At 61.3% G+C, this 24,060-nt stretch carries 24 protein-coding genes; 10 read left to right on the forward strand and 14 right to left on the reverse strand.

What is annotated here, in order from left to right; genetic code table 11:
- The first annotated feature begins 455 nt into the window (after positions 1–455).
- From ACE3QM_RS10060 to ACE3QM_RS10070, 3 genes are all read left to right on the forward strand, one after another.
- Positions 456–968, forward strand: a complete 513-nt coding sequence (locus ACE3QM_RS10060; protein ID WP_374421585.1) for a hypothetical protein — start codon at positions 456–458, stop codon at positions 966–968.
- Positions 969–1,092: 124 nt separating this feature from the next.
- Positions 1,093–2,229, forward strand: coding sequence for a hypothetical protein (locus ACE3QM_RS10065; RefSeq protein ID WP_374421587.1), 1,137 nt, complete (start codon positions 1,093–1,095; stop codon positions 2,227–2,229).
- Between the two features lie 15 nt (positions 2,230–2,244).
- On the forward strand, positions 2,245–3,147 hold the full coding sequence (locus tag ACE3QM_RS10070; RefSeq protein WP_374421588.1) for a tetratricopeptide repeat protein: 903 nt from the start codon (positions 2,245–2,247) through the stop codon (positions 3,145–3,147).
- A 65-nt stretch (positions 3,148–3,212) separates the two neighbouring features.
- On the opposite strand, the gene ACE3QM_RS10075 is transcribed toward ACE3QM_RS10070, so the two are convergent.
- Positions 3,213–4,286 (reverse strand): alkene reductase, encoded by a 1,074-nt coding sequence (locus ACE3QM_RS10075; protein WP_374421589.1) that lies wholly within the window; start codon positions 4,284–4,286, stop codon positions 3,213–3,215.
- A 104-nt stretch (positions 4,287–4,390) separates the two neighbouring features.
- On the opposite strand from ACE3QM_RS10075, the gene ACE3QM_RS10080 reads away from it, so the two are divergent.
- Positions 4,391–5,260: a LysR family transcriptional regulator gene (locus ACE3QM_RS10080; protein WP_231462684.1), complete on the forward strand. Its 870-nt coding sequence runs from the start codon at positions 4,391–4,393 to the stop codon at positions 5,258–5,260.
- Here ACE3QM_RS10080 and ACE3QM_RS10085 read toward each other — a convergent pair.
- Positions 5,229–5,753, reverse strand: a complete 525-nt coding sequence (locus ACE3QM_RS10085; RefSeq protein WP_048411104.1) for a hypothetical protein — start codon at positions 5,751–5,753, stop codon at positions 5,229–5,231. The two genes, ACE3QM_RS10080 and ACE3QM_RS10085, sit on opposite strands and share 32 nt — an antisense overlap.
- Positions 5,750–6,226, reverse strand: a complete 477-nt coding sequence (locus tag ACE3QM_RS10090) for a MarR family winged helix-turn-helix transcriptional regulator (protein WP_374421590.1) — start codon at positions 6,224–6,226, stop codon at positions 5,750–5,752. The genes ACE3QM_RS10085 and ACE3QM_RS10090 overlap by 4 nt, the downstream gene beginning before the upstream one ends.
- Before the next feature lie 253 nt (positions 6,227–6,479).
- On the opposite strand from ACE3QM_RS10090, the gene ACE3QM_RS10095 reads away from it, so the two are divergent.
- Together ACE3QM_RS10095 and ACE3QM_RS10100 are read left to right on the forward strand one after the other, a co-directional pair.
- A complete protein-coding gene (locus ACE3QM_RS10095; RefSeq protein ID WP_374421591.1) occupies positions 6,480–7,166 on the forward strand; it encodes a hypothetical protein in 687 nt (228 codons plus the stop codon).
- 419 nt (positions 7,167–7,585) lie between these two features.
- A complete protein-coding gene (locus ACE3QM_RS10100) occupies positions 7,586–7,861 on the forward strand; it encodes a hypothetical protein (protein ID WP_048411127.1) in 276 nt (91 codons plus the stop codon).
- Between the two features lie 19 nt (positions 7,862–7,880).
- Here the strand turns inward: ACE3QM_RS10100 and ACE3QM_RS10105 are convergent, their stop codons facing one another.
- Positions 7,881–8,774, reverse strand: a complete 894-nt coding sequence (locus ACE3QM_RS10105) for a LysR substrate-binding domain-containing protein (protein ID WP_374421592.1) — start codon at positions 8,772–8,774, stop codon at positions 7,881–7,883.
- A gap of 118 nt (positions 8,775–8,892) precedes the next feature.
- On the opposite strand from ACE3QM_RS10105, the gene ACE3QM_RS10110 reads away from it, so the two are divergent.
- Positions 8,893–9,816 carry a DMT family transporter gene (locus ACE3QM_RS10110; protein ID WP_374421593.1) on the forward strand — a complete coding sequence of 308 codons (924 nt, stop codon included), beginning with the start codon at positions 8,893–8,895 and terminating at the stop codon, positions 9,814–9,816.
- 18 nt (positions 9,817–9,834) lie between these two features.
- Here the strand turns inward: ACE3QM_RS10110 and ACE3QM_RS10115 are convergent, their stop codons facing one another.
- The 6 genes from ACE3QM_RS10115 to ACE3QM_RS10140 all read right to left on the reverse strand — a co-directional run bounded on the left by ACE3QM_RS10115 (position 9,835) and on the right by ACE3QM_RS10140 (position 12,520).
- Positions 9,835–10,380, reverse strand: coding sequence for a disulfide bond formation protein B (locus ACE3QM_RS10115; RefSeq protein WP_048411099.1), 546 nt, complete (start codon positions 10,378–10,380; stop codon positions 9,835–9,837).
- A gap of 13 nt (positions 10,381–10,393) precedes the next feature.
- Positions 10,394–10,549 carry a DUF5993 family protein gene (locus ACE3QM_RS10120; protein ID WP_156183934.1) on the reverse strand — a complete coding sequence of 52 codons (156 nt, stop codon included), beginning with the start codon at positions 10,547–10,549 and terminating at the stop codon, positions 10,394–10,396.
- Positions 10,550–10,676: 127 nt separating this feature from the next.
- Complete coding sequence (locus ACE3QM_RS10125) at positions 10,677–10,910, reverse strand: hypothetical protein (protein WP_048411098.1); 234 nt, start codon at positions 10,908–10,910, stop codon at positions 10,677–10,679.
- Positions 10,900–11,172: a hypothetical protein gene (locus ACE3QM_RS10130; RefSeq protein WP_048411097.1), complete on the reverse strand. Its 273-nt coding sequence runs from the start codon at positions 11,170–11,172 to the stop codon at positions 10,900–10,902. Before ACE3QM_RS10130 ends, ACE3QM_RS10125 begins: the two co-directional genes overlap by 11 nt.
- 121 nt (positions 11,173–11,293) lie before the next feature.
- Complete coding sequence (locus tag ACE3QM_RS10135; protein WP_048411096.1) at positions 11,294–11,758, reverse strand: hypothetical protein; 465 nt, start codon at positions 11,756–11,758, stop codon at positions 11,294–11,296.
- 237 nt (positions 11,759–11,995) lie between these two features.
- Positions 11,996–12,520, reverse strand: a complete 525-nt coding sequence (locus tag ACE3QM_RS10140) for an ATP-binding protein (RefSeq protein ID WP_048411095.1) — start codon at positions 12,518–12,520, stop codon at positions 11,996–11,998.
- Between the two features lie 226 nt (positions 12,521–12,746).
- On the opposite strand from ACE3QM_RS10140, the gene ACE3QM_RS10145 reads away from it, so the two are divergent.
- Entirely contained in the window at positions 12,747–13,436 is a 690-nt protein-coding gene (locus tag ACE3QM_RS10145) for an SOS response-associated peptidase (RefSeq protein WP_374421595.1), read from the forward strand.
- A gap of 198 nt (positions 13,437–13,634) precedes the next feature.
- On the opposite strand, the gene fumC is transcribed toward ACE3QM_RS10145, so the two are convergent.
- Positions 13,635–15,014 (reverse strand): class II fumarate hydratase, encoded by a 1,380-nt coding sequence (gene fumC, locus ACE3QM_RS10150; protein WP_374421596.1) that lies wholly within the window; start codon positions 15,012–15,014, stop codon positions 13,635–13,637.
- Positions 15,015–15,194: 180 nt separating this feature from the next.
- Between fumC and acnA the strand changes: the two genes are divergently transcribed.
- Positions 15,195–17,867, forward strand: a complete 2,673-nt coding sequence (gene acnA, locus ACE3QM_RS10155) for an aconitate hydratase AcnA (protein ID WP_374421597.1) — start codon at positions 15,195–15,197, stop codon at positions 17,865–17,867.
- Positions 17,868–17,910: 43 nt separating this feature from the next.
- Here acnA and ACE3QM_RS10160 read toward each other — a convergent pair whose 3' ends face one another.
- The 3 genes from ACE3QM_RS10160 to ACE3QM_RS10170 form a co-directional block, all read right to left on the reverse strand.
- On the reverse strand, positions 17,911–18,780 hold the full coding sequence (locus ACE3QM_RS10160) for a hypothetical protein (RefSeq protein ID WP_374421598.1): 870 nt from the start codon (positions 18,778–18,780) through the stop codon (positions 17,911–17,913).
- A gap of 1 nt (position 18,781) precedes the next feature.
- Positions 18,782–20,881, reverse strand: coding sequence for a hypothetical protein (locus tag ACE3QM_RS10165; protein WP_374421599.1), 2,100 nt, complete (start codon positions 20,879–20,881; stop codon positions 18,782–18,784).
- 143 nt (positions 20,882–21,024) lie between these two features.
- Positions 21,025–22,113 (reverse strand): polyamine ABC transporter substrate-binding protein, encoded by a 1,089-nt coding sequence (locus tag ACE3QM_RS10170; protein WP_231462698.1) that lies wholly within the window; start codon positions 22,111–22,113, stop codon positions 21,025–21,027.
- A 382-nt stretch (positions 22,114–22,495) separates the two neighbouring features.
- On the opposite strand from ACE3QM_RS10170, the gene ACE3QM_RS10175 reads away from it, so the two are divergent.
- Complete coding sequence (locus tag ACE3QM_RS10175) at positions 22,496–24,046, forward strand: APC family permease (protein ID WP_374421600.1); 1,551 nt, start codon at positions 22,496–22,498, stop codon at positions 24,044–24,046.
- Positions 24,047–24,060: the final 14 nt, after the last annotated feature.

Below are 24,060 nucleotides of genomic sequence, written 5' to 3' on the forward strand. Positions count from 1 at the left end.
TCAGGCCCGAGGCGCGGCTGAACTCGCAGCGCGCTAACGTCGCGCTGCTCGAACAGGCAGCCGCTTAAAACCTCGGGCCTGCCACCCGTCGGCAGGCTTGAAGGGAGCAGGGGCGCGTCGGATACGCGGCCAGCTCCGCAGCTAACAAGCGAGTCGATCTCGTTTGCTATGAACTGGAGCCGCTCTGGCTTGACTCCCCCCGCCATCTAGCCAACAATGGCCCCGCGCTGCCGCACAAACAGCGCCAGGATTAGTCTCCTGCAAACTCCCCCGGCGGACACTCCGCGTTTTCGCGGCTTTTTCGTGTCCGGTTGCTATTGCTTTGCCTAAAATCTGGGCGGGCCATGGCGGGGGCGCCCATGGGCGCGCCGGTCCGGAGGGAGCGGTGAGACTAGCCTTGTCATGTGCCCGCCTTGCCGCTTTGTCGGCCAGGCCCTTCATTCAAGGAGGTTGCAATGGCGAAGCCAGTCCGTCCGATGCCCAACATCGAATCCACTCCATCCCATTCCAAGGTTCAAGCCGTCCAGCAGGGCAGCGTTTCTCAGCAACAACCAGCGCTACCGCGTTCGCTATACCGCTTTACTTCGCTGGAAACCAAGGAAATCCGCCTGCCTTTTGTCCGCTATCTGCCGGGACGCGACTACCCGCATTACTGGCAGCCGGCCGAGCCTAAGGACTACGCCGAGGCCAGCAGGCTGGGCCGCCAATATGCCGCGCATCTGGCGCAGTGGCTGAAGACCAATTCGCCAGATGCCGGCCATGGCTTGCTGTTGCGCATTGCCAGGGATATGGATCACGGCGATCGCAGCTACCGCAACGGCCTGCGCCGTGGCTTTTTCAACTATCTGGAAGTGCTGTTGGTGGTGGCCGGGCGGCAGCTGAACCTGTTCCGCCACGTGGAGGCGATGCACCAGTTACAGCGCAGCCGGGATCTGCTGAGCTGGCTGGAGAACAAGCGCCAGCTTTAGCTGGCCTGAGCGGAGCGGTGTTTTAGTCGGGCTCAAGGCGCGCTTGGCGCTATTAGCCTAATTTCATAGAATGCCCTGCCGGCCGACGCTGGCGGGGCTTTTTATTGGAAAAGAAAGAACAGGCATGCGCGGCATGATTCAGAAGATGGGCTTGGGTTTGCTGCTGTGCGGCGCCGTCATCGGCGCGCGCGCGGAGGGCTTTCCCGCCGCCAAGCAGTTTTGGATTGTCGAGGATCAATTCCCGGTCAAGGGCGACTTGAGTTTGGATCATGTGGCGGAGGATGGTTCCTGGGTGGCCGGCACACTCAAGAGCGACGCCTTGTTTTCCAAGGAGATCAAGGGCCGTTTCGTGGTGATCAGCCAGCAAGGCGTCAAGCTTTACGGCGACAAGGACTACGACACGGAATACCTGTTTGTCGGCGACGGCGTTGGTCCGGTGGTGAACGCCTACCTTAGCAACCGGGCCTGGGTCAGCTTCTCGGTGGACAAGGAGGGCGTGGCCTATCGCGTGCCCTATGTCGCGGCGGATTACACTTGCGCGCTGGCGCTGCCCAAGGGCGACACCTGGTGCACCAATGGCCGCCAGCAGGTGGTGCCGAAGGCGCCGGCTTTCCCCTTGGGGGAGCGCTATGCGCCGAAAAAATTTGGCGATCATTACTTCCTGACCTTGTTGCAGGGGCGCAAGTTGTGGGATGCCGGCCAGTCCACTTTCTTCATCTGGAGCCAGGCCGATGGCTGGCAGCCGCAGAGCCTGCAAGCGCTGTATGGCATCGGCGCTGGCTTGCCGGCTTTTTTTGACGCCAGCCAGGACGGCGCGGTTCTCGTCGGCACGGCGGACAACTATAGGCGGCCCTTGTATGGCCACTGGTCCAACATCCCCATTGTCTGGACCCCGAGCGTGGGCGTGAAAGTGCTGAATGGCTTGGGCGCGGAGCCGGAGGGGAGCGTGTCCGGCGTCAGCGCCGATGGCCGGATGATGATAGGCAGCGCGCATGAGCTGAAGACAAGTATGTTCACGCGCCGGCTGCAAAGCACGGATGATTCTGTTCCGGTGATCTGGAACGATTCCGACACGGCGATCAAGTTTGCCGATTATCTGCAACAACACGGGGTGGAGATGCCCCAAGGCGAGGAGTTGGAAGCTTCCCCCTTCTTGATGAGCAAGTCCGGCGAGGTGTTCATGGGCGGGCTCAAGAGCGGCAAGCATTTCGTGGTCAAGGTGCCGCGCGCCGGCCAGGCTGGTCGCGTGGCGCATGAGTGAAGGCGGGAGCGGATGATGAGAAAACTAGCTGTGTTGTGCTTGGGTCTGCTGGCATTGGCCGGTGGGGTGAACGCGGCCACGCTGCCCAAGGCGTGGCTGGACAAGCCGCTGGCGCAGATACGGCAGCAGGCGCAGAACAATGACGCCGGCGCTCAGGCAGCGTTGGGCGCAATGTACAAGGACGGCGTCAAGGTGGCGCAGGACCGGGAGCAGGCCTTGTTGTGGTTGCGCAAGGCCGCCGAGCAGGGCGAAGCCGGCGCGCAAGTCGATCTGGCCGATCTCTATGCCGCCGACGGCGGGGAGGCGGCTCACGAGGCGGCGGCCGAGCTGTACCGCAAGGCCTTTGCCACGCTGCTCAAGGCGGCGGAGCGAGGCGAGGCCGAGCGGCAGCATGATCTCGGCTTCATGTATCTGAACGGTTTGGGCGTGGAGCAGAACGACGCCGAGGCCGCCCGCTGGTTCCGCAAGGCGGCGCAGCAGGGCCTGGTGGACGCCGAGGTCAGCCTAGGCTGGATGTATGAAGGCGGGCGAGGCGTGGAGCAGGACGATGCTCAGGCGGTGGCGTGGTATCGGAAAGGCGCGGACCGCGGTTATGACCTGGCGCAAACCAACCTGGGCTGGATGTACGCCAACGGCCTGGGCGTGCCGGCGGACGCGGCGAAGGCGGTGGAACTATATCGTTTGGCTGCGGTGCAGGGCCTGGCCCGCGCGCAGACCAATCTGGGCTGGATGTATTTGCAGGGCTTGGGCGTGGGCGCCGATCCCGTCGAGGCTTACGCCTGGTTCGCGGTGGCCAAGGTGAACGGCAGCCACACCGCGCCGGGCAATCTGGATCTGGCCGAGAGCAAGCTGAGCGGCGCGCGGCTGGCGGCGGCCAGGAAGCGGGGAGAGCAGTACATCGCCCGGTATTCGAAGTAAGAAGCTGTTCAAAGTCTGCCGCGCTAATCAGCGGACCGGCGCCGCAACGCCGGCCGCTGCCGCGATCAGGCCGGCTGCGCGTCGCGCAGGGTGGGGTAGTCGGTATAACCCTGTTCGTTCCCGCCGTAGAAGCTGGTCTTGTCGGCCGTGTTCAGCGGCGCGTTCAGCTTGAGCCGTTCCACAAAGTCCGGGTTGGCCAGCACCATGGCGCCGTAGGATTCCAGTTCCGCCAGGCCGGTGGCGATATCGGCGCCGATCTGGTCGCGCGGGCGGCCCGGGCGGTTGAGGATCAGCGCGCCTTGCCAGAGCCGGCGCAGCTCGGCCAACAAGGCCTCGTCGCCCAGATGCATCAGGTGCAGATAGGCCAGCCCCAGCTTGTTCAGTTCATTCACCAGATAGCGGTACAGCGTCGGGCCTTGCTCGCCTTCGTCTATGCCCCAGAGGCTGAGGCCGGGCGACAGGCGGATGGCGGTCTTGTCCGGGCCGATTTCCTCGGCGATCGCGGTGGCCACTTCGATGGCGAAGCGGGCGCGGTTTTCAATGGAGCCGCCGTATTCGTCGTCGCGGGTATTGGCGCTGGGCGCGAGGAATTGCTGGATCAGATAGGCGTTGGCGCCGTGGATTTCCACGCCGTCGGCGCCGGCCTCGATGGCGCGGCGGGCGGCGTGGCGGAAGTCCTGCACCGTCTGGCGCACTTGCGCGGTGCTCAGCGCGCGCGGGCTGGGAATCGGCTGCATTCCCGTGGCGGTGAACATGCCGGCGCCCGGCGCGATGGCGGAGGGCGCGACGCCCGGTTCATGGCGCGGGGTGTTGTCCGGGTGGCTCATGCGGCCGGCGTGCATCAGCTGGATGAAGATGCGGCCGCCCCGCGCATGGACGGCGTCGGTGACTTGCCGCCAGCCGGCGACGTGGGCGTCGGTGTAGATGCCGGGCGTGGCGAGGTAGCCTTGGCCCGCGTCGGACGGCTGGGTGCCTTCGCTGATGATCAGGCCAAGGCCGGCGCGCTGAGCGTAGTAGCGGGTGGTCAGCGGGCTCAGGCTTCCGTCCGGCAGCGCGCGCGAGCGGGTCATCGGGGCCATGGCCAGGCGGTTTTGCAAGCCGAGGCCGGCGAGGCGGATGGGATCGAATACGGTGTTCATGGCCTTATCTCCTGGGTGTCGGGGGTGTCGCCATCATCTCGCGCTTTTCCAGTGGGATAAATGGGGTATTCTGGAGAAGACTGATCCATTTTTGGAGCAATGGGGTGGAACTGCTGAACGATATGGTCTTGTTCGTCGAGGTGGTCAAGGCCAAGGGCTTTCGCCGCGCGGCGGAGGCGACCGGGGTGCCGAACTCCACGCTGTCGCGGCGCATTGCCGCGCTGGAAAAGTCGATCGGGCTGCGGCTGCTGCATCGCACCACTCGCCGCATCGAGCTGACCGAGGCTGGGCTGCTGTATTACGAGCGCTGCCGCCGCATCGTCGACGAGGCCAGGCTGGCGCATGAGCAACTGGGCGAGATGCTGGCGCAGCCCAGCGGCGTGCTGCGCGCCTCGCTGCCGGTGGATTTCGCCGTGATCTATCTGGCGCCGATGATCGCCGAGTTTGCGCGGCTTCATCCCGGCATTGATTTCGACCTGGACCTGACGCCGCGGCGCGTCGATCTGGTCAGCGAGCCCTTCGATGTCGCGGTGCGCATGGGCGTGCCGGAAAACTCGCAGCTGATCGCGCGGCCGCTGGGCGCGCTGACGCCGCATCTATACGCGTCGCCGGCGTATCTGGCGCGCGCGGGCGAGCCGTCAGCCCCGGAGGCGCTGGCGCGACATCAATGCCTGGGCGTGTTGAAGCCCGGCGTCTGGCGCTTTCACGGCGAGGGGCGGCAGCTCGAGGTGGCGGTGGACAGCCGCTTCGCCTTGAACAGCATCGGCTTGGCCAAGCGCTTGGCGACGCTGGACATGGGCATTGTGCTGATGCCGGAGGAGATCGTCGCCGATGAGGTGGCCAACGGCGCGCTGCGCCGAATCCTGCCGGGCTGGCGCGGCACGCCGGTGCCGGTGTATGCGCTGACCGAAACCCGCTTGCTGCCGGCCAAGACCCAGCGCTTCATCGAATTTCTGCAGCAGCGCCTGCGTTGACGCCAGGGGCGTCCGCCTTGAAGCGGCCGCGACTGCCGCTGCGCCAGACGCCAACGGCGGCGGTGGCCAGGATCAGCAGGATATTCAGCCCGCCGCCTATCGCCTCGCGCAGGGTGGCGGCGTGGAAGTCCGCGCCCAGCGCGCCGCCCGAGCCATTCAGCAGCGCGGCTTGCGCCAGCTGATTGGCCTGGTCCACCGCCGGCACCACCACCAAGGAGGCGTTGAGCAGAATCAGCAGCGTCAGGCCCAGCTTGAGCTGGAAGAAGCGGTTGCGCGGGCCGTAGCGCCGGTAGCCCAGCAGCAGGCCGCTGCACAGCATCAGCCACAGGCCGGGCACGGTCAGTGCCCAGGTGCCGGTCTGGATTTGCTGCCGTGTCTGCGCCAGCAGGGCCGGCGTGGTCGGGCTGGTTTCGGACAGCACGACCCAGGCCAGGATGCTGCCCAGGAACAGGGCCAGCGCGATGAAGTGGATCAGCTTGAGAGTACGGTTCATGGCTCTTCTCCAATCGGTGGGCTGAGCGTGTCCAGCGTGCTCAGCAGTTGGCGCAGGGTGTGGCAGGCGGCGGCGAAATCCGCGTCGGGCAATTGCCGCGCCAGTTGCTCGGTCCATTGCGTCTGGCTGTGTTGGGTGCCGGCGACGGTGCGTTCGCCCAGGGCGCTCAGCCGGTACAGCGGAGAGCGGGCGTGCTGGGGATTGGCTTGCACCTCGAAATAGCCTTCTTCCACCAGCTTGTGCAGTTGCTTTTGCGCGCCTTGGCGGCTGATGCCCATGCGGGCGGCGATCTGCGGCGCGGTTTGCGGCGCGCCGGCCAGGCCCACCGCGCCAAGCACTTGCCAGCGCGCGCTATTGATGCCCAGGTGGGCGACCAGTTGGTCGCCTCTTTCCAGCAGGGTGCCGTTTAGGCGGAAGATCAGCAGCATCAGCTCGGTGATGTCTTGAGGGCGATGGTTTTGCTTGGTGGACATAGGGTTTCTCTCTTTGACAACTAGTTGCCATTATTGACAACTGGTTGTCAAATTGCAAGTCCTTGTGACTCTGGGCGGTGTTTTGTTGGATAGAGGCGATACAGGAATGACGGCAGGCGCCGAGACGGCGGGCGGCGCGCGTTGCACGCCAGATAATGATAAATGCGTATGTTCTTGTAGATACAGTCAAAAATGAAAATGTAATTTCTATGTTAGCATCGTCGGCTTCCTAAAAAAGCTCAGTTCAAAGCCAATGAAAAAACTCTTGCCCTTCTTGATGTTGCTCAGCCTGCATGCCCATGCCGACGATGAGGCGTTGCGCCAGATGTTCAATTGCGACGGTGGTTTTTTCCGGTACATCGCCGAACCCGGCAAGGCCATTCCCGGTCTGCCGGTGACGGTGGAGAACGGCCGCGCCGCGCTGCGGATGCAGCCTATCCGCGATCAGGCGCGCGAGATGGAGGAGGATGTCAGCGGCGCGTCCGAGGGTTTGACTTCGCTGCTGCGCCATTCCGCCATTGAACAGCCGGTGGCGCTGACGCCGCAGTGGGCCTTGCGCAATTACGTGGAAGAGCACTTCTACAACACCAATGGTCCGTCGGACGTCAATGGCGTATTGGAAACTTATACTTGGGGTTTCCGGCTGCTGGGGCAGCGGGATATGACGCTCAAGCAGTTTGTGGCACAACGGCCGGATTTGAAGTTCAGCTGTTCCAAGGATAAGGGCGGCGTCTGCGCGCTGTACCGGCAGTGGGACAAGGGCGCTTGGAAAACCATCAAGCCTTCGCAGCAGTACGCGGATGTGCCGCGCTTGTTGCTGATCGCTTCCAAGTCCGATCCCAAGCATTTCTCGCTGGAATGCTCCTTGCTGGTGGAGGGCGAACGCCTGCCGCCGCAGTTGATCAAGGATTTGCAGCCGGATTGGGCTTTGAATTTCTGAGAACCTGTTCAAAGTCTGCTGCGCTTCGGCGATACGGCGTTGAAACCGAGCTCAAAATGCTCATGTACCGTTTGTACATTCCGCTTTTTCGCTCGTTTTCGCCTTGTCTCGCCCTTGCTCGCGAGACTTTGAACAGACTCTGAGAGCTTGGTCTCGCGTACTGCTAATGAAAAACCCACGGAAAACCGTGGGTTTTTTTGCGTGTGTTGGCGGCCTTGGCGCTTGGACTGGCGGGGGCTCAGTCCGCTTGGCGCTATGTTAATGACAAATGGCAATTAAATTCTAAAAGTCAATTACGTAGTAATAACTAAAACCTTGCCCCGGCTTCGATGCGCTTGCTATACCGGCTGTGGGCGGGGCGGGCGTCGCCTGCTCCGTGTGGTCTCCAGTGTTGGCTAACTCATTACGGGAGCATGATCATGTCTGAACAATTGCTGGGCGGTTGGTCCGGGTTCCGGCCCTTGAACGAGCAGGATCGCAAGGTGTTTCATCAGGCCACCGAAGGCCTGCTGGGCGTGAAATACGTGCCCTTGGCGGTATCCACCCAGGTGGTGGCGGGGGAAAACTTCATCTTCCTGGCCAGCGCGGAAGTGGTCTACCCCGGCGCGCAGCCGCACTTGGTGGCGGTGTACATCTTCCAACCGCTGGGCGGCAAGCCGCCGCATGTGGTTCGCATCGAGAACCTGCGTTTGTAAACATCCCGCCAAGACGCTGTCACGTCTCCAGCCCGCCGCTCGGCGGGCTTTTGTTTTGGGTCGCCGCCGCTTGTTCCAGCAGCCATTGTTTAAAGATGCCCATTTCCGGGTCGCGCACCGTGTCCGGGCGGTGTATCAGGTAATAAGCGAGCGCGCTCGGCAGCGGCGGCGCCGGCAGTGGGCGCAGGCGGCCGGCGGCCAGTTCGATTTGCAGCAGCGAGCGCCGCGCCAGCGCGTAGCCGCGGCCGGCCAGCGCCGCTTCGATGGCGGCGTTGGAATCGACGCAGACCACGCCTTGTTCGCAATCCAGCGTGTCCAGGCCGGCGGCGCGGCTCCATAGCCGCCAGTCGCCGCGGTGCTCGTCGTGCAACAACCGCTCGCCGCTGAGCGCGTCCAGCCGCGCTGGCAGCGTCGGCGCGCATACCGGCACCAGTTCGTCGTCCAGCAGTTTGCTGGCGCTGAGGCCGGGGTAGTCGCCCAGGCCGTGACGCACGGCGAAGTGGATGTTTTCCGTGGCGAGATCGACCACGCGGTTGCCGGTGCTGACGTGGACGTCGATGCGCGGATGCGCGCGCAGGAAGTCCTGCAAGCGCGGAATCAGCCATTGCGCGCCAAACGACGGGGTGCAGCTGAGCAGGATCACGCGGCGGGCGGCGATGAGGCGGGCGGTGGCGCGGTCTATCTCGGCCAGCGCGCGCTGGCAGGCGGCCAGGTAGTCGCGGCCGGCTGTGTTCAGGGCCAGGCCGCGGGCGTGGCGTTCGAACAGCGGCTGGCCTAGGCAGTCTTCCAGCTTGCGCAGCTGCTGGGACACCGCGCCGGGGGTGACGTGGAGTTCCTCGGCGGCGAGCTTGACGCTGAGCCGGCGCGCGGCGGCTTCAAAGAAGCGCAGGGATTCCAGCGGTGGCTTGGGCATATGAGTTTAGCTTTGCTAAATGCTTGAACAGGAGAAATCGTTTGTTAGCGCGGCTGACGGCATGGATGATTTCAGTATCCGGTTTAGGCGGATTCAATACAAGGTGGAGGGAAGCATCATGGGGATGGCGAGTCTGGGACGTTTGCTGCTGTTGGCGGCCTTGTGGGGCGGCAGCTTTTTATTCATGCGCATCGTCGCGCCGGTGTTGGGCGCGGCGCCGACGGCCCTGGGCCGGGTGGCGCTGGGGGCGGCCGGCCTGCTGGGCTTGATCGCGCTGCTGCGTTTGCGGCTGTCCTTTCACGGCAAGCTGCGCGCCACGCTGCTGTTGGGCGTGATCAATTCCGGGCTGCCGTTTCTATTGTTCGCGCTGGCGGCGCGGGTGTTGCCGGCCGGCTATAGCGCGATTTTGAACGCCAGCACGCCGTTGATGGGGGTGTTGATCGGCGCGGCGCTGTTTGGCGAACGCATTGGCGCCAACAAGCTGGCCGGGGTGCTGATCGGCCTGGGCGGGGTGGCGGTGCTGACCCGCACCGGTCCGGCGACGGACCCGGCGGCCTTGTGGGGCGTGGCGGCCTGCCTGGCGGCGACCGCTTGCTACGGGCTGGCCGGTTTTTTGACCAAGCGCTGGATCGCGGACCGCGGCGGGCTGGATAGCCGGGTGGTGGCCTTGGGCAGCCAGCTGGGCGCGGTCTTGCTGCTGCTGCCCTTCATGCTGTGGCAGGCGGCCGCGCAGCCGCTGTCCTGGCCGGAGGCGGGGCCGCGGGTGTGGGCCGCCTTGCTGGCGCTGGGCTTGCTGTGCACCGCGCTGGCTTATGTGCTGTATTTCCGCCTGATCGCCGATGTCGGCCCATTGAAGGCCCTGACGGTGACGTTTCTGATTCCGCCCTTTGGCATGTTCTGGAGCTGGCTGGCGCTGGGCGAGACGGTCAGCGGCCTGCAGGCGCTTGGCGGCGCGTTGATCGCGCTGGCCTTGTGGCTGGTGCTGCGGCCGGAGGCGCCGGCGGCGCGCGCCGCCGCGCTGGATGAGGATTGGTCGATTTAGCGGCGGCGCGGGGGCGCGTCAATTGAGCAGCAGATAGCGGACCGGGCTTTCGCCGCAGGCGGCCAGCCCGCATTCCAGGAACACCGACAAGGCATTGCCCAGCAGCAGCAATAGGGTGAGCGCGATGCCGGCCTTGGCCAGCGGGGCCAGCCGCGCCGGCGCTTGCTGGTCGAAACTGCGCGTTTGCTGGCACAGCATCAGCAGCAGCGCGCAGCCGATGAAGACGCCGAAGAAGGCGAGCGCGGCCCAGGTGTAGAAGTGCAGGCCGAGGATGGGCGGGCCGAAGCCGGCATCGCCGGGGGCGATGTGCAGCAGCACTTGGCGGCCGGCCACCAGAAAGCCGGCGGCGGCGGCCAGCAGCATCATGCCGTAATGGCCGGGCTTGTCGCCCAGCAGCACATTGGCGGCCAACGCCACCGCGATCGCGCTCAAGGCCACGCGCTGCAGCAGGCATAGCGGGCAGGGCAGCTCATGTTGGGCGAACTGAAAGTAGAAGGCGACCAGCAATAATAGATTGATCAGCAGCAGGCCCAGCAAGTTCAGCTGGCCGGTGAGTTTCGACATGATGAGCGCGTCCTTACAGGGAGATGGGCAGCATGCTGGTGGCGTGGAATTTGAACCAGTACAGGGTCAGCGCGAAGGCGAGGCCCCAGCAGGCGTAAGCCCATTGGCGCTTGCGCAGGATCAGCGCCAGCATGGCGGCGGCGAGCAGCAGAAACAGCAGGGTGTCCATCGGGGAGTCCTTGTGGTGGTGGCGATGGGGCGCCGGCGGACGCCGGCCTTGTGCTGAAGATTAGCATTGGCGCAAGGCTTGGGGATATAGCGCCGCGCGGCAGGCGGGGACGGGCGTGGCGGCCAGCTCAGCGCGGAGGCGGCGTCTCGGCTTGTTCGCGGATCAGGTCCAGCTCGTTGTGGCTGTCTTGCAGCATGGTGGTCGCCAGCTGGCACAGCCCGGCGATGTGCTGGCGCGCGCGCGGATCGGACAATTGATTGAGTCGCGTGATCGCGTGGAGCAGCGGCTCCAGCGATTGCAGCGTGTCCATCGCCAGCCGGCAAGCCGTGGCGGTGTCGGGCGGCGGCGGGTCAGGCTTCATGCGGCTGGGGCGCGATATAAAGGCGCAAGCTGGTATAGCGCAGGCTGTAACCGGTTTCGGCGCAGTAGAGCGAGCCGGTGTGGCGGTCCGCCCAGAGCCGCTGGTGATGGATGCACACCGCGCACACCTTGCGCGGCAGCACGCCCCTGGGGGTGTGCAGCATGGCCTTGACGCTGGGCAGCGGCTTGAGCAGGCGCAGGCTTTCCACGGCGATGCAGCTGCCGTGATCGGTGAGTCTGGGGCGTAACGGTTCGAAGGTCATGCCAGTCTCCATGATCATGGACGAAGCGACTGGCCTAGCCTATCAATCAAGATATTAAATAACAATAACCGCTAGGTTATGTTTTGGACGAGTGTTGCGTATTGGGCAATGCCGCGACGGCTCAGTCGTCCTGTTCGTCCTGCTCGGGATTGGGCAGCGCCAGCGGCTGGTTGTCTATGACCCGGCTGAGGTCCTGGCTCAACGCGTCCACCATGCTGCGCAGGCAGATCAGGCTCTTGCGGCTGAGCGACTTGCCGCGCATCGCGCGGTGCAGGTCGTCGATCAGCAGTTGCAGCAAGGCTTGTTCCGATAGCGACACTTCGTACTCGGCAACCCGCTCCCGCAGCGGCGGCAGCGTGTCCATGTCGCCTTCTTCATCCAGCCAATAGCGCTGCAGGCCCAGGCAGTTTTCGATGTGGCGCGCCAGGCTTTCTCCCATGCCGCGGCCGCTTGGCGCGTCGGAGAACAGCCGGTAGATTTGAGGAGGGCGGCGGTCGATAAACTCGGCGAATCGGGCGACGTTGCCGTCGAAATCGCGTGCGATCAACAGGCCCAGCTTGTAGCGGCGGATTTCGGTCGTGTTCATGTGGGCTATTCAAGCCTAAATATATCCGAGTGGTAAGCTGGCAATCGGTTAGCTTTTAACATAACCATATGGTTATGATTTGGGAACGAAAAGACGCAAAGCCAGCAAGCATGGGCGTTTACCGTGCGCGTAAATGACGTTGGCAAATTGATGGCGGCTGGTTTAGGGCGTTGTTTTTGTGCAGCGGGGATGAAAAAGCGCCAGCCGGGGCTGGCGCTGCGCGGGGCGATGCCGGTTTCAGGCGTCGGCGCTGCGGTGGGTGATGATGTTGAAGCCTTCTTGCGCGCCGGGCGGCACGAAGTAGCGGGTGATGTGGTCGAACTCGGCCTCGCTGACGCTGAACGGGTGGCTGCCCTTGGCATTGCGCTGGCGCAGCCGCGATTTGCAGGCATCGTCGTCCACATCCAGGTGGTGCAGCTGGTGGGCGGCGCCGCTGGCGTCGATCAGCTCGCGCATCCAGCGGCGGTTGTCCAGGGTGTTGGCCGGCATGTCCAGCACCACCGACAGGCCTTGGCCGAGCAGGGCGGCGAGATGCGGCGCCAGCGCGTCCTTCAGCGATTGCGAGCGGCGCACGTAATCGGTCAGGGTGCGGATTTCGCCGGGGTAGAGCTTGGCCAGCCAATCGTCTTCGCTGATCAGCACGGTGCGCGGCTGGTCGGCCAGGCGGCGGGTCAGCGTGGACTTGCCCGCCGCGATCTTGCCGCAAACCAAGTGCAGTGTCGCCTTAGTGGCCGTATCTTTGAATTGTTCATTGCTTGGCATGACAGTCTCCTTGGGATAGGGGCAGCTATGAAAAAACCCGCCGGTTGGGCGGGTTGCCGGGCTTCGTCTGGCCGCGCGCCAACCCGCCTCAGAAAAAGGCGTCAATCCAATCTTGGCTGGCGTAAGGGGCGAAGCGGCGCATAGCGGCCTTATGGTGGCCGCTTGGGGCGGGCTTGTCAAACCGCCGCGGCGGGCCGGCCGGCGCAAGATCCGGTAGACTGAGCCGATGTGCGTCAATTATCTGTGTCCCCATCCGGATCAACTGCCGTTGTTCGGCGTCGAGGCCGGCGGGCTGGTCTGGCAAGAAGAGGCGTGGCAGGACTACGCCGCGCCCTTCATCGTCGCCGGCCGCCAGGGTTTGGAACTGCGGCTGGGCAATTACGGCCTGGTGCCCAAGCGCCATCAGCCGGAAGGCCTGCGGCTGTCCACCACCAATGCGCGTTCGGAAACCGTGGCCGAGCTGAAAAACTTCCGCTACCCATGGCGCGCCGGCCAGCGCTGCCTGGTGCCGATGCGCGCCTTCTTCGAACCCTCGTATGAAAGCGGCCGCGCGCTGCGCTGGCGCATCGGCCTGGCCGACGACGCGCCGTTCGCGGTGGCCGGCTTGTGGCGCGCGTGGTCGGAGCCGGACGGCTCGATCAGCCACGCCTTCACCCAATTGACGGTCAACGCCGAGGCGCACGCGCTGATGCGCCGCACCCATAAGCCGGCGGACGAGAAGCGTTCGCTGGTGATTGTGCGGCCGCAGGATTACCAGGCCTGGCTGACGGCGCGGCGGCCGGAGGAGGCGCAGCGCTTGCTGCGGCTGTATCCGGCGGAGGAGATGCGCGCCGAGGACGCGCCGCTGGCGCCGCGCCAGGGCGCGTCCAAGCCGGCGCCGCAGCCGCTGCCGCGAACCCTGGGTTTGTTCGACTGAGCGACTGCCGCCTGTTCATGCTCTTCGCCGCGAGCATCCGCGAGGAAGAGCGTGAACCGGCTTTTAGTACGTGTTTACGATCTCGCGAGACAAGGCGAAAACGAGCGAAAAAGCGGCATGTACAGGTGGTGCATGAGCATTTTGAGCTCGTACTGACCTGTAACGCTCCACGGCGCGCAGCAGATCGTAAACAGGTTCTTAGATCATCGCCTTCGGATCCACCCACTGATCAAACTGCTCCGCCGTCACATAGCCCAGCTCCAGCGCCGCCTGCTTGAGGGTGCCGCCGTTGGCGTGGGCCAGCTTGGCGATGGCGGCGGCCTTGTCGTAGCCGATGTGAGGGTTGAGCGCGGTGACCAGCATCAGCGATTGCTCCAGCAATTGCTCGATGCGCGCGCGGTTGGCCTGCATGCCGTGCACGCAATGATGGTTGAGGCTGTCCATGCCGTCGGCGAGCAGGCGCGCGCTTTGCTGGAAGTTGTGCGCGATCAGCGGCTTGAACACGTTCAGCTCGAAATTGCCGGAGGCGGCGCCGATGGACAGCGCCACGTCGTTGCCCAGCACTTGGCAGCACAGCATGGTCATCGCCTCGCACTGGGTGGGGTTGACCTTGCCCGGCATGATGGAGCTGCCCGGCTCGTTTTCCGGGATCAGCAGTTCGCCCAGGCCGCTGCGCGGGCCGGAGGCCAGCCAGCGGATGTCGTTGGCGATCTTGATCAGCACCGTGGCCAGTTGCTTGAGCGCGCCGTGGGAGTGAACCAGCGCATCGTGGCCGGCCAGCGCGGCGAACTTGTTGCCGGCGCTGGCGAAGGGCAGGCCGCAGGCGTGATTGAGTTCCGCGGCCACGCGGGCGCCGAACTCCGGATGGGTATTGAGGCCGGTGCCGACGGCGGTGCCGCCGACCGCCAATTGATAGAGGCCTGGCAGCGCGGCGCGGATGGCGTGTTCGGCTTGTTCCAGTTGGTCCACCCAGCCGGACAGTTCCTGGCCCAGGGTCAGCGGCGTCGCGTCCTGCAAATGGGTGCGGCCGATCTTGACGATGTCGGCGAAGGCGGCCACTTTGTCCAGCAGCGCGGCGCGCAGCCGGCCCAGCGCCGGCAGCAGCTTGTCGTGCACCGCGCGCGCGGCGGCGACATGCATGGCGGTGGGGAAGATGTCGTTGGAGGATTGGCCGCGGTTCACATCGTCATTGGGGTGGACGCGCCGGCTCGGACCGCGCTCGCCGCCCAGCAGTTCGGACGCGCGATTGGCCAGCACTTCGTTCATATTCATATTGCTCTGGGTGCCGGAGCCGGTTTGCCATACCGATAGCGGGAAGGCGTCCGGATGCTTGCCGGCCAGCACTTCGTCGGCGGCGAGGACGATGGCGTCGGCTTTCTCCGCCGGCAGCGTGCCCAGTTCGCGGTTGGCCAGCGCGGCGGCGCGCTTGACCTGGGCCAGCGCCAGGATCAGTTCCAGCGGCAGGGTTTCGCTGGAGATGGCGAAGTGGCCGAGCGAGCGCTGGGTCTGCGCGCCCCACAGCGCGTTGGCGGGGACTTCGATGTCGCCGAAGGAATCGTGTTCTATTCTGTGTGTCATGGCATGCCTTTCGCACGGGAATGAGGTTTCGATTGTATGCTAAATGCAAGTTTGGGGCTGAACCATTGACCTGTTTTCCGGTCTGACCTCTTGGCGGAGCGCCTCAGGGCTGAGCACTTTAGCGGCGTTCCCTTATGTTTTCGTCCTTGCTTGCATCTTGGCTTTCAACAGGAGTCCTTCATGTCGCTTCGTTCCGAATCCACTTTGCGTTCCTTTACCCTGGCGTCGGGCCAGTCCTGTCAATTCCATTCGCTGCCGGCGCTGGCGGAGCTGGGGGTTGGCGATGTCGGCCGGCTGCCGGTGTCGCTGCGCATCGTGCTGGAGTCCTTGCTGCGCCATCTGGACGGCCAGCGCGTGACCGACGCGCATGTGCGCCAGCTGGCCGGCTGGCAGCCGCGCGCGGCGCGCAGCGAGGAAATCCCCTTCGTGGTGGCGCGCATCGTGCTGCAGGATTTCACCGGGGTGCCGCTGCTGTGCGATCTGGCGGCGATGCGTTCGGTGGCCGAGCGCGCCGGCAAGCCGCCCAAGCGCATCGAACCGCTGGTGCCGGTGGACCTGGTGGTGGATCACTCGGTGCAGATCGACCATTTCCGTGAGAACAACGCCTTGGACCTTAACATGAAACTGGAATTCCGCCGCAACGCGGAGCGCTACCGTTTCATCAAATGGGGGATGCAGGCCTTCGACACCTTCAAGGTGGTGCCGCCGGGCATAGGCATCGTGCACCAGGTGAACCTGGAATACCTGGCGCACGGGGTGCTGAGCAAGGATGGAGTGTATTACCCGGACAGCCTGGTGGGCACGGATTCGCACACCACCATGATCAACGGTCTGGGCGTGGTGGGCTGGGGCGTGGGCGGCATCGAGGCGGAAGCCGGCATGCTGGGCCAGCCGGTGTATTTCCTGACCCCGGACGTGGTGGGCGTGCATTTGAAGGGCAGGCTGGGCGAGGGCGTGACCGCCACCGATCTGGTGCTGACCGTGACCGAGATGCTGCGCAAGGCGCAGGTGGTGGGCAAGTTCGTGGAGTTCCACGGCGAAGGCGCGGCCTCGCTGACCTTGCAGGACCGCGCGACGCTGGCGAACATGGCGCCGGAATACGGCGCCACCATGGGCTTCTTCCCGCCGGACGAGCAGACCGCCGCCTATCTGACCGCCACCGGCCGCAGCGAGGCGGAGGTGGATGCGTTCCGCCGCTATTTCCAGGCGCAGCAGATGTTCGGCATGCCGCAGGCGGGCGAGATCGATTACAGCAGCGTGCTGGAGCTGGACCTGGCCACGGTCGCGCCCAGCGTGGCCGGCCCGCGCCGGCCGCAGGACCGCATCGCGCTGCCGGATTTGAAAAACCGCTTCAACGAGCTCTTGCATCAGCCGGCCAAGGTCGGCGGCTACGGCAAGGAGGGCGCCGGCGGTTTCAGCGGCAAGCTGCGTCACGGCTCGGTGCTGATCGCGGCGATCACCTCCTGCACCAATACCTCCAATCCCGGCGTGATGCTGGCCGCCGGCCTGCTGGCGCAGAAGGCGGTGGCGCGCGGCCTGAGCGTGGCCGGCCATATCAAGACTTCGCTGGCGCCGGGTTCGCGGGTGGTGACCGATTACCTGGGCAAGGCGCATTTGCTGGGACCGCTGGAGCAGCTGGGTTTCCGCGTCGCCGCCTATGGCTGCACCACTTGCATCGGCAATGCCGGCCCGCTGGAGCCGCAGCTGGAAAGCGAGGTCAGCGGCCAGGATCTGATCTGCGCGTCGGTGTTGTCCGGCAACCGCAACTTCGAGGCGCGCATTCATCCGGCGATCAAGGCCAACTTCCTGATGAGCCCGCCGCTGGTGGTGGCCTTCGCCATCGCCGGCCGGGTGGATATCGATCTGGAACATGAGCCGCTGGGCGTCGGCGTGGACGGCAAGCCGGTGTATCTGCGCGATGTCTGGCCCAGCCAGCAGGAGGTGGGCGCCGCCTTGCTGCAAGCGACGGACGCGGCCACTTACCGTCGCTTGTATCAGGATTTCGCCAGCGGCAACCCGCTGTGGAACGATATCGCCGCCAGCGTGGGCGAGGTTTACGGCTGGGAGCCGTCCAGCTATATCGCCGAGCCGCCGTTCTTCCAGGATTTCGCGATGCAGCCGACGCCGCAGCCGCCGATCCGCGGCGCGCGCGCCTTGGCGATCTTCGGCGACTCGGTGACCACCGACCACATCAGCCCGGCCGGCTCGATCAAGCCGAGTTCGCCGGCCGGCCTGTATCTGCAGGCGCAGGGCATCACGCCCGGCGATTTCAACAGCTACGGCTCGCGGCGCGGCCATCACGAGGTGATGATGCGCGGCACTTTCGCCAATGTGCGCATCCGCAACCTGATGTTGGCGCCGGACGCCGACGGCAAGCCGGTGGAGGGCGGCCTGACCCTGCTGCAGCCGGACGGCGAGCAGATGTCGATTTACGATGCGGCGATGGCCTATGTGCGCGCCGGCACGCCGACGCTGATCTTCGCCGGCGAGGAGTACGGCACCGGCTCCAGCCGCGACTGGGCGGCCAAGGGCACGCGGCTGCTGGGGGTGAGGGCGGTGGTGGCCAAGAGCTTCGAGCGCATCCACCGTTCCAATCTGGTGGGCATGGGGGTGTTGCCGCTGCAGTTCCTGGACGGCGACAGCGCCGCCGGCCTCAAGGGCGACGAGACCTTCGAGCTGCGTGGGCTGGAGGACGGCATCGCGCCGCAGCAGCGGGTGCGCCTGCTGATCCGCGACGCCGCCGGCGGCGAGCGCGAGCTGCCCTTGTTGCTGCGCATCGACACGCCGGTGGAGGTGGATTACTACCAACACGGCGGCATCCTGCCCTATGTGTTGCGCCAGTTGTTGAGCTAGTTTTTAGCGGTTAAGTATGGCCGTATTCTGGCCATACTTAAATTTATAAACTAGTTAATATATTTTTTAGAAAGCGGGGGGTGCTTTCCTTGATTTCTTCGTCTAGTGTTTTTTGATAATTTAGGGCATATATTAGATTGCTCATTGTAATGGGAATGCTCTTGAGTTTTGCGAATAGATAAATGAGTTCCTCTCGGTCTGTGCGGAATATGGCTTTGGCTGATTTTTCATCCGAGTTTAGCCAGCGGATTAAATTATTATCGAGTGGCTGATCAGTAAAACGCAGCCGGAATTTTGAGCGAATCATAGCCTCCCAGTTTTTGTTTTTATAATGGAGGTGTGCCAGATCGTCTATTAGCTTTAATGTGCTCCATTCTGCAGTTTCAAGAGTCGCCAGCACGCTATTTAAAGCACGATTTTCACGACTAGTGGTTTGCCAGTCACTTGGGAATTTATAGCGAAGGTCGTGTTCGACCTCGTGCCAGCCTTCGGAAAGGATTGTTCTTATTTGGACCTCAAATGTTTTGTCAATCAAGTTGGAGAAAGTGGGGGACGGCCTGATTGTTTCTTCTATGTCTTGAGGTAATTTGTAAATTAAGTTGTAGCGTGTTGGTCCGAACTCAGTGTCATGTGGAAGGTCTATTGTGGATGATTTGCTGTCATAATTGAATTTCTCGCATAAGAGTGATTTTGTTATATCTATGTCGTCGGAAAAGTATAGGCAAACACGTACCCCTATTAAGTCTTGTATCTTTTTGTTTTGATCATATTTTCCAGGCACTTTGTTGATTTTCTTGTGAAGGGAATCGTCGCTTTTTCCTCTTGAGAATATTCTATAATATATTCCGGCTGTGTCTAATATTTTACTTATTTGAAGGGATATTTGCCTTGCTTCATTTTGATAGAAGAACATATTAATATCTGCCGAGTATGTGAGCTATTTCGCTAATTTTGGTTGTGTTTATGCCAATCCAACTCTTTTTCTTGGCTGGTATTATGATGCTCTGTTTCTTTAAATCCTCTATTGCGTCAGAAACGGCTTCAGGTGATATTGTATTGTCGTTTTTTGAATAAAATAGGGCTAACGGGCGGTGTGCAAAAGTTATTGATTCTTTTCCTATCGGCCAAAATTTTTCAAGAATATATTTGTGGGCAGAATTTTGTGAGGGTTGCACTTCGCTCTGTCTAGTGTTCTCTTTTAAAAATTTAATAGTGTCACTGTCTTCTTCTATGCAATTTATAAAAGACGAGGTTTGCAGTGTGTTTTTTTGGTCTCGAGCTGTGCATCCATAAAAAGTACAGTCAATAAAGCAGCAAGATATTATGTTGCTTGGGTCGAAGGCGCAGTTTGTGAAAATGCAATTGCATATTGTTGTGTCTGATATTGTGTTATTTGCAGTGAAGTCTATTTCAAGAAATGTTTTGTCATTAATCGTTGTTTTTGAATAATTTTTCCCAATCTTTCCAAGGAGTTTTGTTTCAAAAGATATCCGGTTGTTGTCAGACAGAGCCCCTAAAATCCATTCTAGTTTTTCCCATAATGCTTCTTTTGTTTCTCTGGGTTTTGATGCGTATGCTTCAATGGCGGATTCTATAAAAATTTCATCACCAGCCCATTCATTGTCAAAGTGACTTATGATGGATTTTGCAACAAAACTACCCATTACAAAATCATTTATAAATCCGATGCGATCATCCGAAGATGAGCGATCAAGGAATGCATGATTGCTAAGTTTCGTGGCTAGTTCCTCAATGTCAGGCCGCTCCTCTGCTGAATACCGTTCTCTTGTGCTTTGCAGTAAATGTGGTTCGTTTTTTATAAAATACTGGAGAATTTCATTTCTGTGATCTTTTGTGTAGTTTCGAGAAACCATATCGTCAGCCAGGCGAGTAAATAGGGCGGACTGCTCATCTATTGTTATATGTAGCTTTTGACGTTGCTGTTCTCTTTCTAGCATTGAAACAAAATATCTGTCATGAATTGTGTTGGGGTCTGCTAAGTCTTCTTTAAATGATTCATCTGTTAGGTAGTTTAAGTAGGAAAGTAGAACCGGGTTGTTTATATTTGAAAGATTTAGACCGGCCTCCTTCAGGGATTCAATCCTAGGGCTTGGGAGCCAGTCATTGATTTTGGGCTCTAATAGGCTGTATCTTACAATTTCAAAATCATTCTCATGACGATCTGCCCAGTTGTGAAACTCTTCCCCCTCAAGGATGGCTGTCTTTCGTGTGGTAAGAATTACTTTTGCCTGGTTTTCTAATAGCTTTGCAATTGTTTCGAGCATTGCTTCAGATTTTTCAAATTCAACATCTTCTTCTTTGTTTCTTAATAACTCATCAAACCCATCTAATATAACAATGATATTTCCATTTTTTATTTCGGCTTCAACTAAGCTCGAGGAAAGAGATGGAAATGATCGGTCGATCTCTTCTAATAGTACATGTCTGAATATTTTTGCTTTTCTATCTCTAGAAAGCTCAGATAACATCACAATGGGGGTGTCTTGTCTGGCTGCCAAAACTTGACTTATTTCAAATGCAGTCGAAGTTTTGCCAAATCCGGCTGCCGCTTCTATGAGAATTAATTTGGGTCCCTGAGTATTAAGTGCTTGTTGTACACTTTCAATAATTGACCCATACAGCGCTTGCTCTCCATTTACCGCATAGGGAGCGGATATGTATTTGTAGCTGCCGGCCCTTTTAGGGTAGGCGTCTAAAACCTTATCAACATACCTTTTGTACTCGAACTGCGACTTGTGTTTTGATTGGTCTTTTTTGAAAAATCCATTGAATAACTCTGCATGAATTTCGTTGCTGTTTTTAGGTTGAATGCATTTTGTGGCATATCCAAGTTTTCTGAGATTTTCAACACAAATATCTAAATCATTATTTAGCTCTTTTGCAACTAAATATGCATTATCGAAAACTCCTTGTTTAATTGTGAAAGTGTCAACAGATTTTGAAGAAAAAGCTGACACAAACTCAAAGCCATACAATTGAAATAAATTTTTCATAGTTGAATTACCATTTAGTATGTTGTCATTTTATTCCTTATTCATTATATATGCAAGATGGGTGAGGTGGGCTTGCGTAGCAATAAAAAAAGGGGCTGGTGAGCCCCTTGTAACAAAAGCATTCTTGTTTATGGCTGTGCAATTCAGCTGCGGCCCAGCTTGAAGTTCTGCCACAGCCGGCCGTAGATGCGCAGCGTATCCTGGCCCACGCTTCTCTGGATGAAGCTGTTTTTCAGGTCTTCGGCATTGGGGAAGATGGAGCGTTCATTCAGATACTGCTTGCCGACGAATTGCCGCGCCGGCAGGCTGCCCGGCGCGAAGGTCACGGTATTGGCGTTGTCCGCGGCGATCTTGGGATCCAGGCTGTAGTTGATGAAGGCCAGCGCGTTGGCGGTGTTCTTGGCGTCCTTGGGGATGGTCATGCTGTCCACCCAGATGGCCACGCCCTGTTTGGGCATCAGCGGAACCACCTTGACGCCGTTCTTGGAGTCGGCGGCGCGGCGCTTGGCGATATTGAGGTCGCCGCCATAGCCCATGGCCAGGCAGACTTCGCCGCTGGCCATGTCGTTGATGTAGCCGGAGGAGGAGAAGCGGGTGACGCTGGCGCGGATGGCGTTGAGCTGCGGCATGATGGCGCGGTAGTCGGCTTCCTTGGTGCTGCCCGGGTCCTTGCCGAAGTAGTGCAGCGCCATCGGGAAGAATTCGGATGGGGAATCCAGGACGCTGACGCCGCAGGACTTGAGCTTGGACACGTATTCCGGCTTGAACAGCAGGTCCCATTCATTGGCCGGCAGCTTGCCGCCCAGCGCTTTCTTGACCTTTTCCTCATTGATGCCCAGGGTGATCACGCCCCAGAAATACGGCACCGCGTATTTATTGCCGGGGTCGGACACTTCCATCATTTTCAGCAGCGCCGGGTCGATGTTCTTGTAATTGGGGATCTTGCTTTTGTCCAGCGGCTGAAACAGCCCGGCCTTGATGCCCAGGCCCAGCACATTATTGGACGGCACCACCAGGTCGAAGCCGGAGCGGCCGGTCATCAGCTTGGCGTTCAGGGTTTCCATGCTGTCGTAGACGCTGTAATTGACCTTGATGCCGGTTTGCTTGCTGAAGGCCGGCACGGTGGTGGGGGCAATGTAGTCGGACCAGTTGTAGACATTGACGGTATTGGCCTGAGCGAGGCCGGCGCTGGTCAGGCCGAGCGCGAGCAGAGCGTGCTTCCAGGTGTTCATGTTCTCTTCCTTCTCTCTCTTTGCATGGCTCTCTTAGGAGCCTGTTTTCAAATCGGTATCGCCGCAGATCGTGAACAGGTTCTGTGCGGCGGCGCGGCGGCCGGGTGGGCCCGGCTCTACGCAAGGCGCGGGACGCAGCTTGCCGAGCCAGCATATCGTCCTGTAGTGGTGCCGTCTATTATTTTTGCCATTTGATGTTTTTGTGTTAATTATCTGCATACTCCATGCAACCACGCCTGACGCGCGCGGTCCTGCCATAAGCGGGATCGGCCGGCGACACGGCGGGATGCGCGCATTCGCGGCGGCATTCGCATGCCGGCGCGGACACATAACAAGGCGAGGGCCGACGTTGCGACGCGGCCCCGGACAAAGGAGATGCACCATGCGTAATGTTGACAACGCGCTGCCGGCCCCGGACGGGGGAGGACTCAGCGCCAAGGGTTTGCCCGCCGGTTCCATCGGCATTCTCGGCCTGGTGGTGATCGGCATTTCGGTGTGCGCGCCGGCGTACACGCTGACCGCCTCGCTGGGGCCGGCGGCCACCCAGGTGGGCAAGCAGATGCCGGCGGTGTTTTTCGTCAGCTTCATTCCGATGTTGCTGGTGGCGATAGGCTACCGCGAGCTGAACCGCGAGATGCCGGACGCCGGGACGTCCTTCACCTGGGCCACGCGCGCGTTTGGGCCGTGGATAGGCTGGATCGCCGGCTGGGGGCTGGTGGTGTCCACGGTGCTGGTGCTGTCCAATACCGCCGCGGTGGCGATGGATTTCATGTATCTGGCCTTGGGCCAGGCGCTGGGGCGGCCGGACATCGCGGCCCTGCCTGACAACACGGCGGTGAACATCGTCTCCTGCCTCGGCTTCATGGCCGTGGCCACCTGGATTTCCTGCCGTGGCCTGCAATCCACCAAGCGGGTGCAGTATGTATTGGTGTCGTTCCAGGTGCTGGTGCTGGCCTGGTTCGCCTGGGCGGCGTTCAGCGCCGCCGCCGACGGCGGCCATCCGTATTCCATCCCGGTGGAGTGGAGCTGGTTCAACCCCTTCGCGGTGGAGAGTTTTTCCCAATTCGCCGCCGGGGTGGCGGTGTCCATCTTCGCTTATTGGGGCTGGGACACGGTGGTGACCATCAGCGAGGAGACCACCGGCGACAAGCGCGCCAATCTGTCCGGCAAGGCCGCCACGCTGGTGATGGTGCTGCTGGTGGGCTCTTATGTGTTGATCAGCGCGGCGGTGGTGTCCTTCGCCGGCGTGGGCACGGATGCCACCGGCCTCGCCAACCCGGCCATCGCCGCCAATGTGTTCACCGCGCTGGCCGGCCCGGTGATGGGGCCGGCGGCGATTCTGCTGTCGCTGGCGGTGATGTCCAGTTCCGCCGCGTCCTTGCAGTCCACTTTCATGTCGCCGGCGCGCACCATGCTGGCGATGGGCCATTACCGGGCCTTGCCGCGCAAGTACGCGGTGGTGGAGTCGCGTTTCAAGGCGCCGGCCTACGCCACCGTGGTGTCGGCGTTGGTGGCCTCGGTGTTTTACGCGGTGATGCGGGTGCTGAGCGAGAATGTGCTGTCCGACACCATTACCGCGCTGGGCATGATGGTGTGCTTCTATTACGGCCTGACCGCCTTCGCCTGCGTCTGGTTTTTCCGCAAGCAGGCGCTGAGATCGGTGCGTCATTTCCTGCTGCGCGGTCTGTGCCCGGGGCTGGGCGGGGCGCTGTTGTTCGTCGCGCTGATCCGCACCACGCTGGACAGCATGGACCCGGCCTTCGGCAGCGGCTCGCATATCGGCGGCCTGGGTCTGGTGTTCATCCTGGGGGTGACGGTGGCCGTGGTCGGCTTGTTGCTGATGCTGTACATGTACCGCCAGCACCCGGCCTTTTTCCGCGGCGAGGTGTTGAAGAAGGGAACGCCGGTGTTCAGCTTCGACGAAAAGATCTGAGTGCGCGCAAATGA

Origin of the sequence: Chromobacterium sp. (assembly GCF_041912965.1) — a bacterium.
GTDB lineage: Bacteria > Pseudomonadota > Gammaproteobacteria > Burkholderiales > Chromobacteriaceae > Chromobacterium > Chromobacterium aquaticum.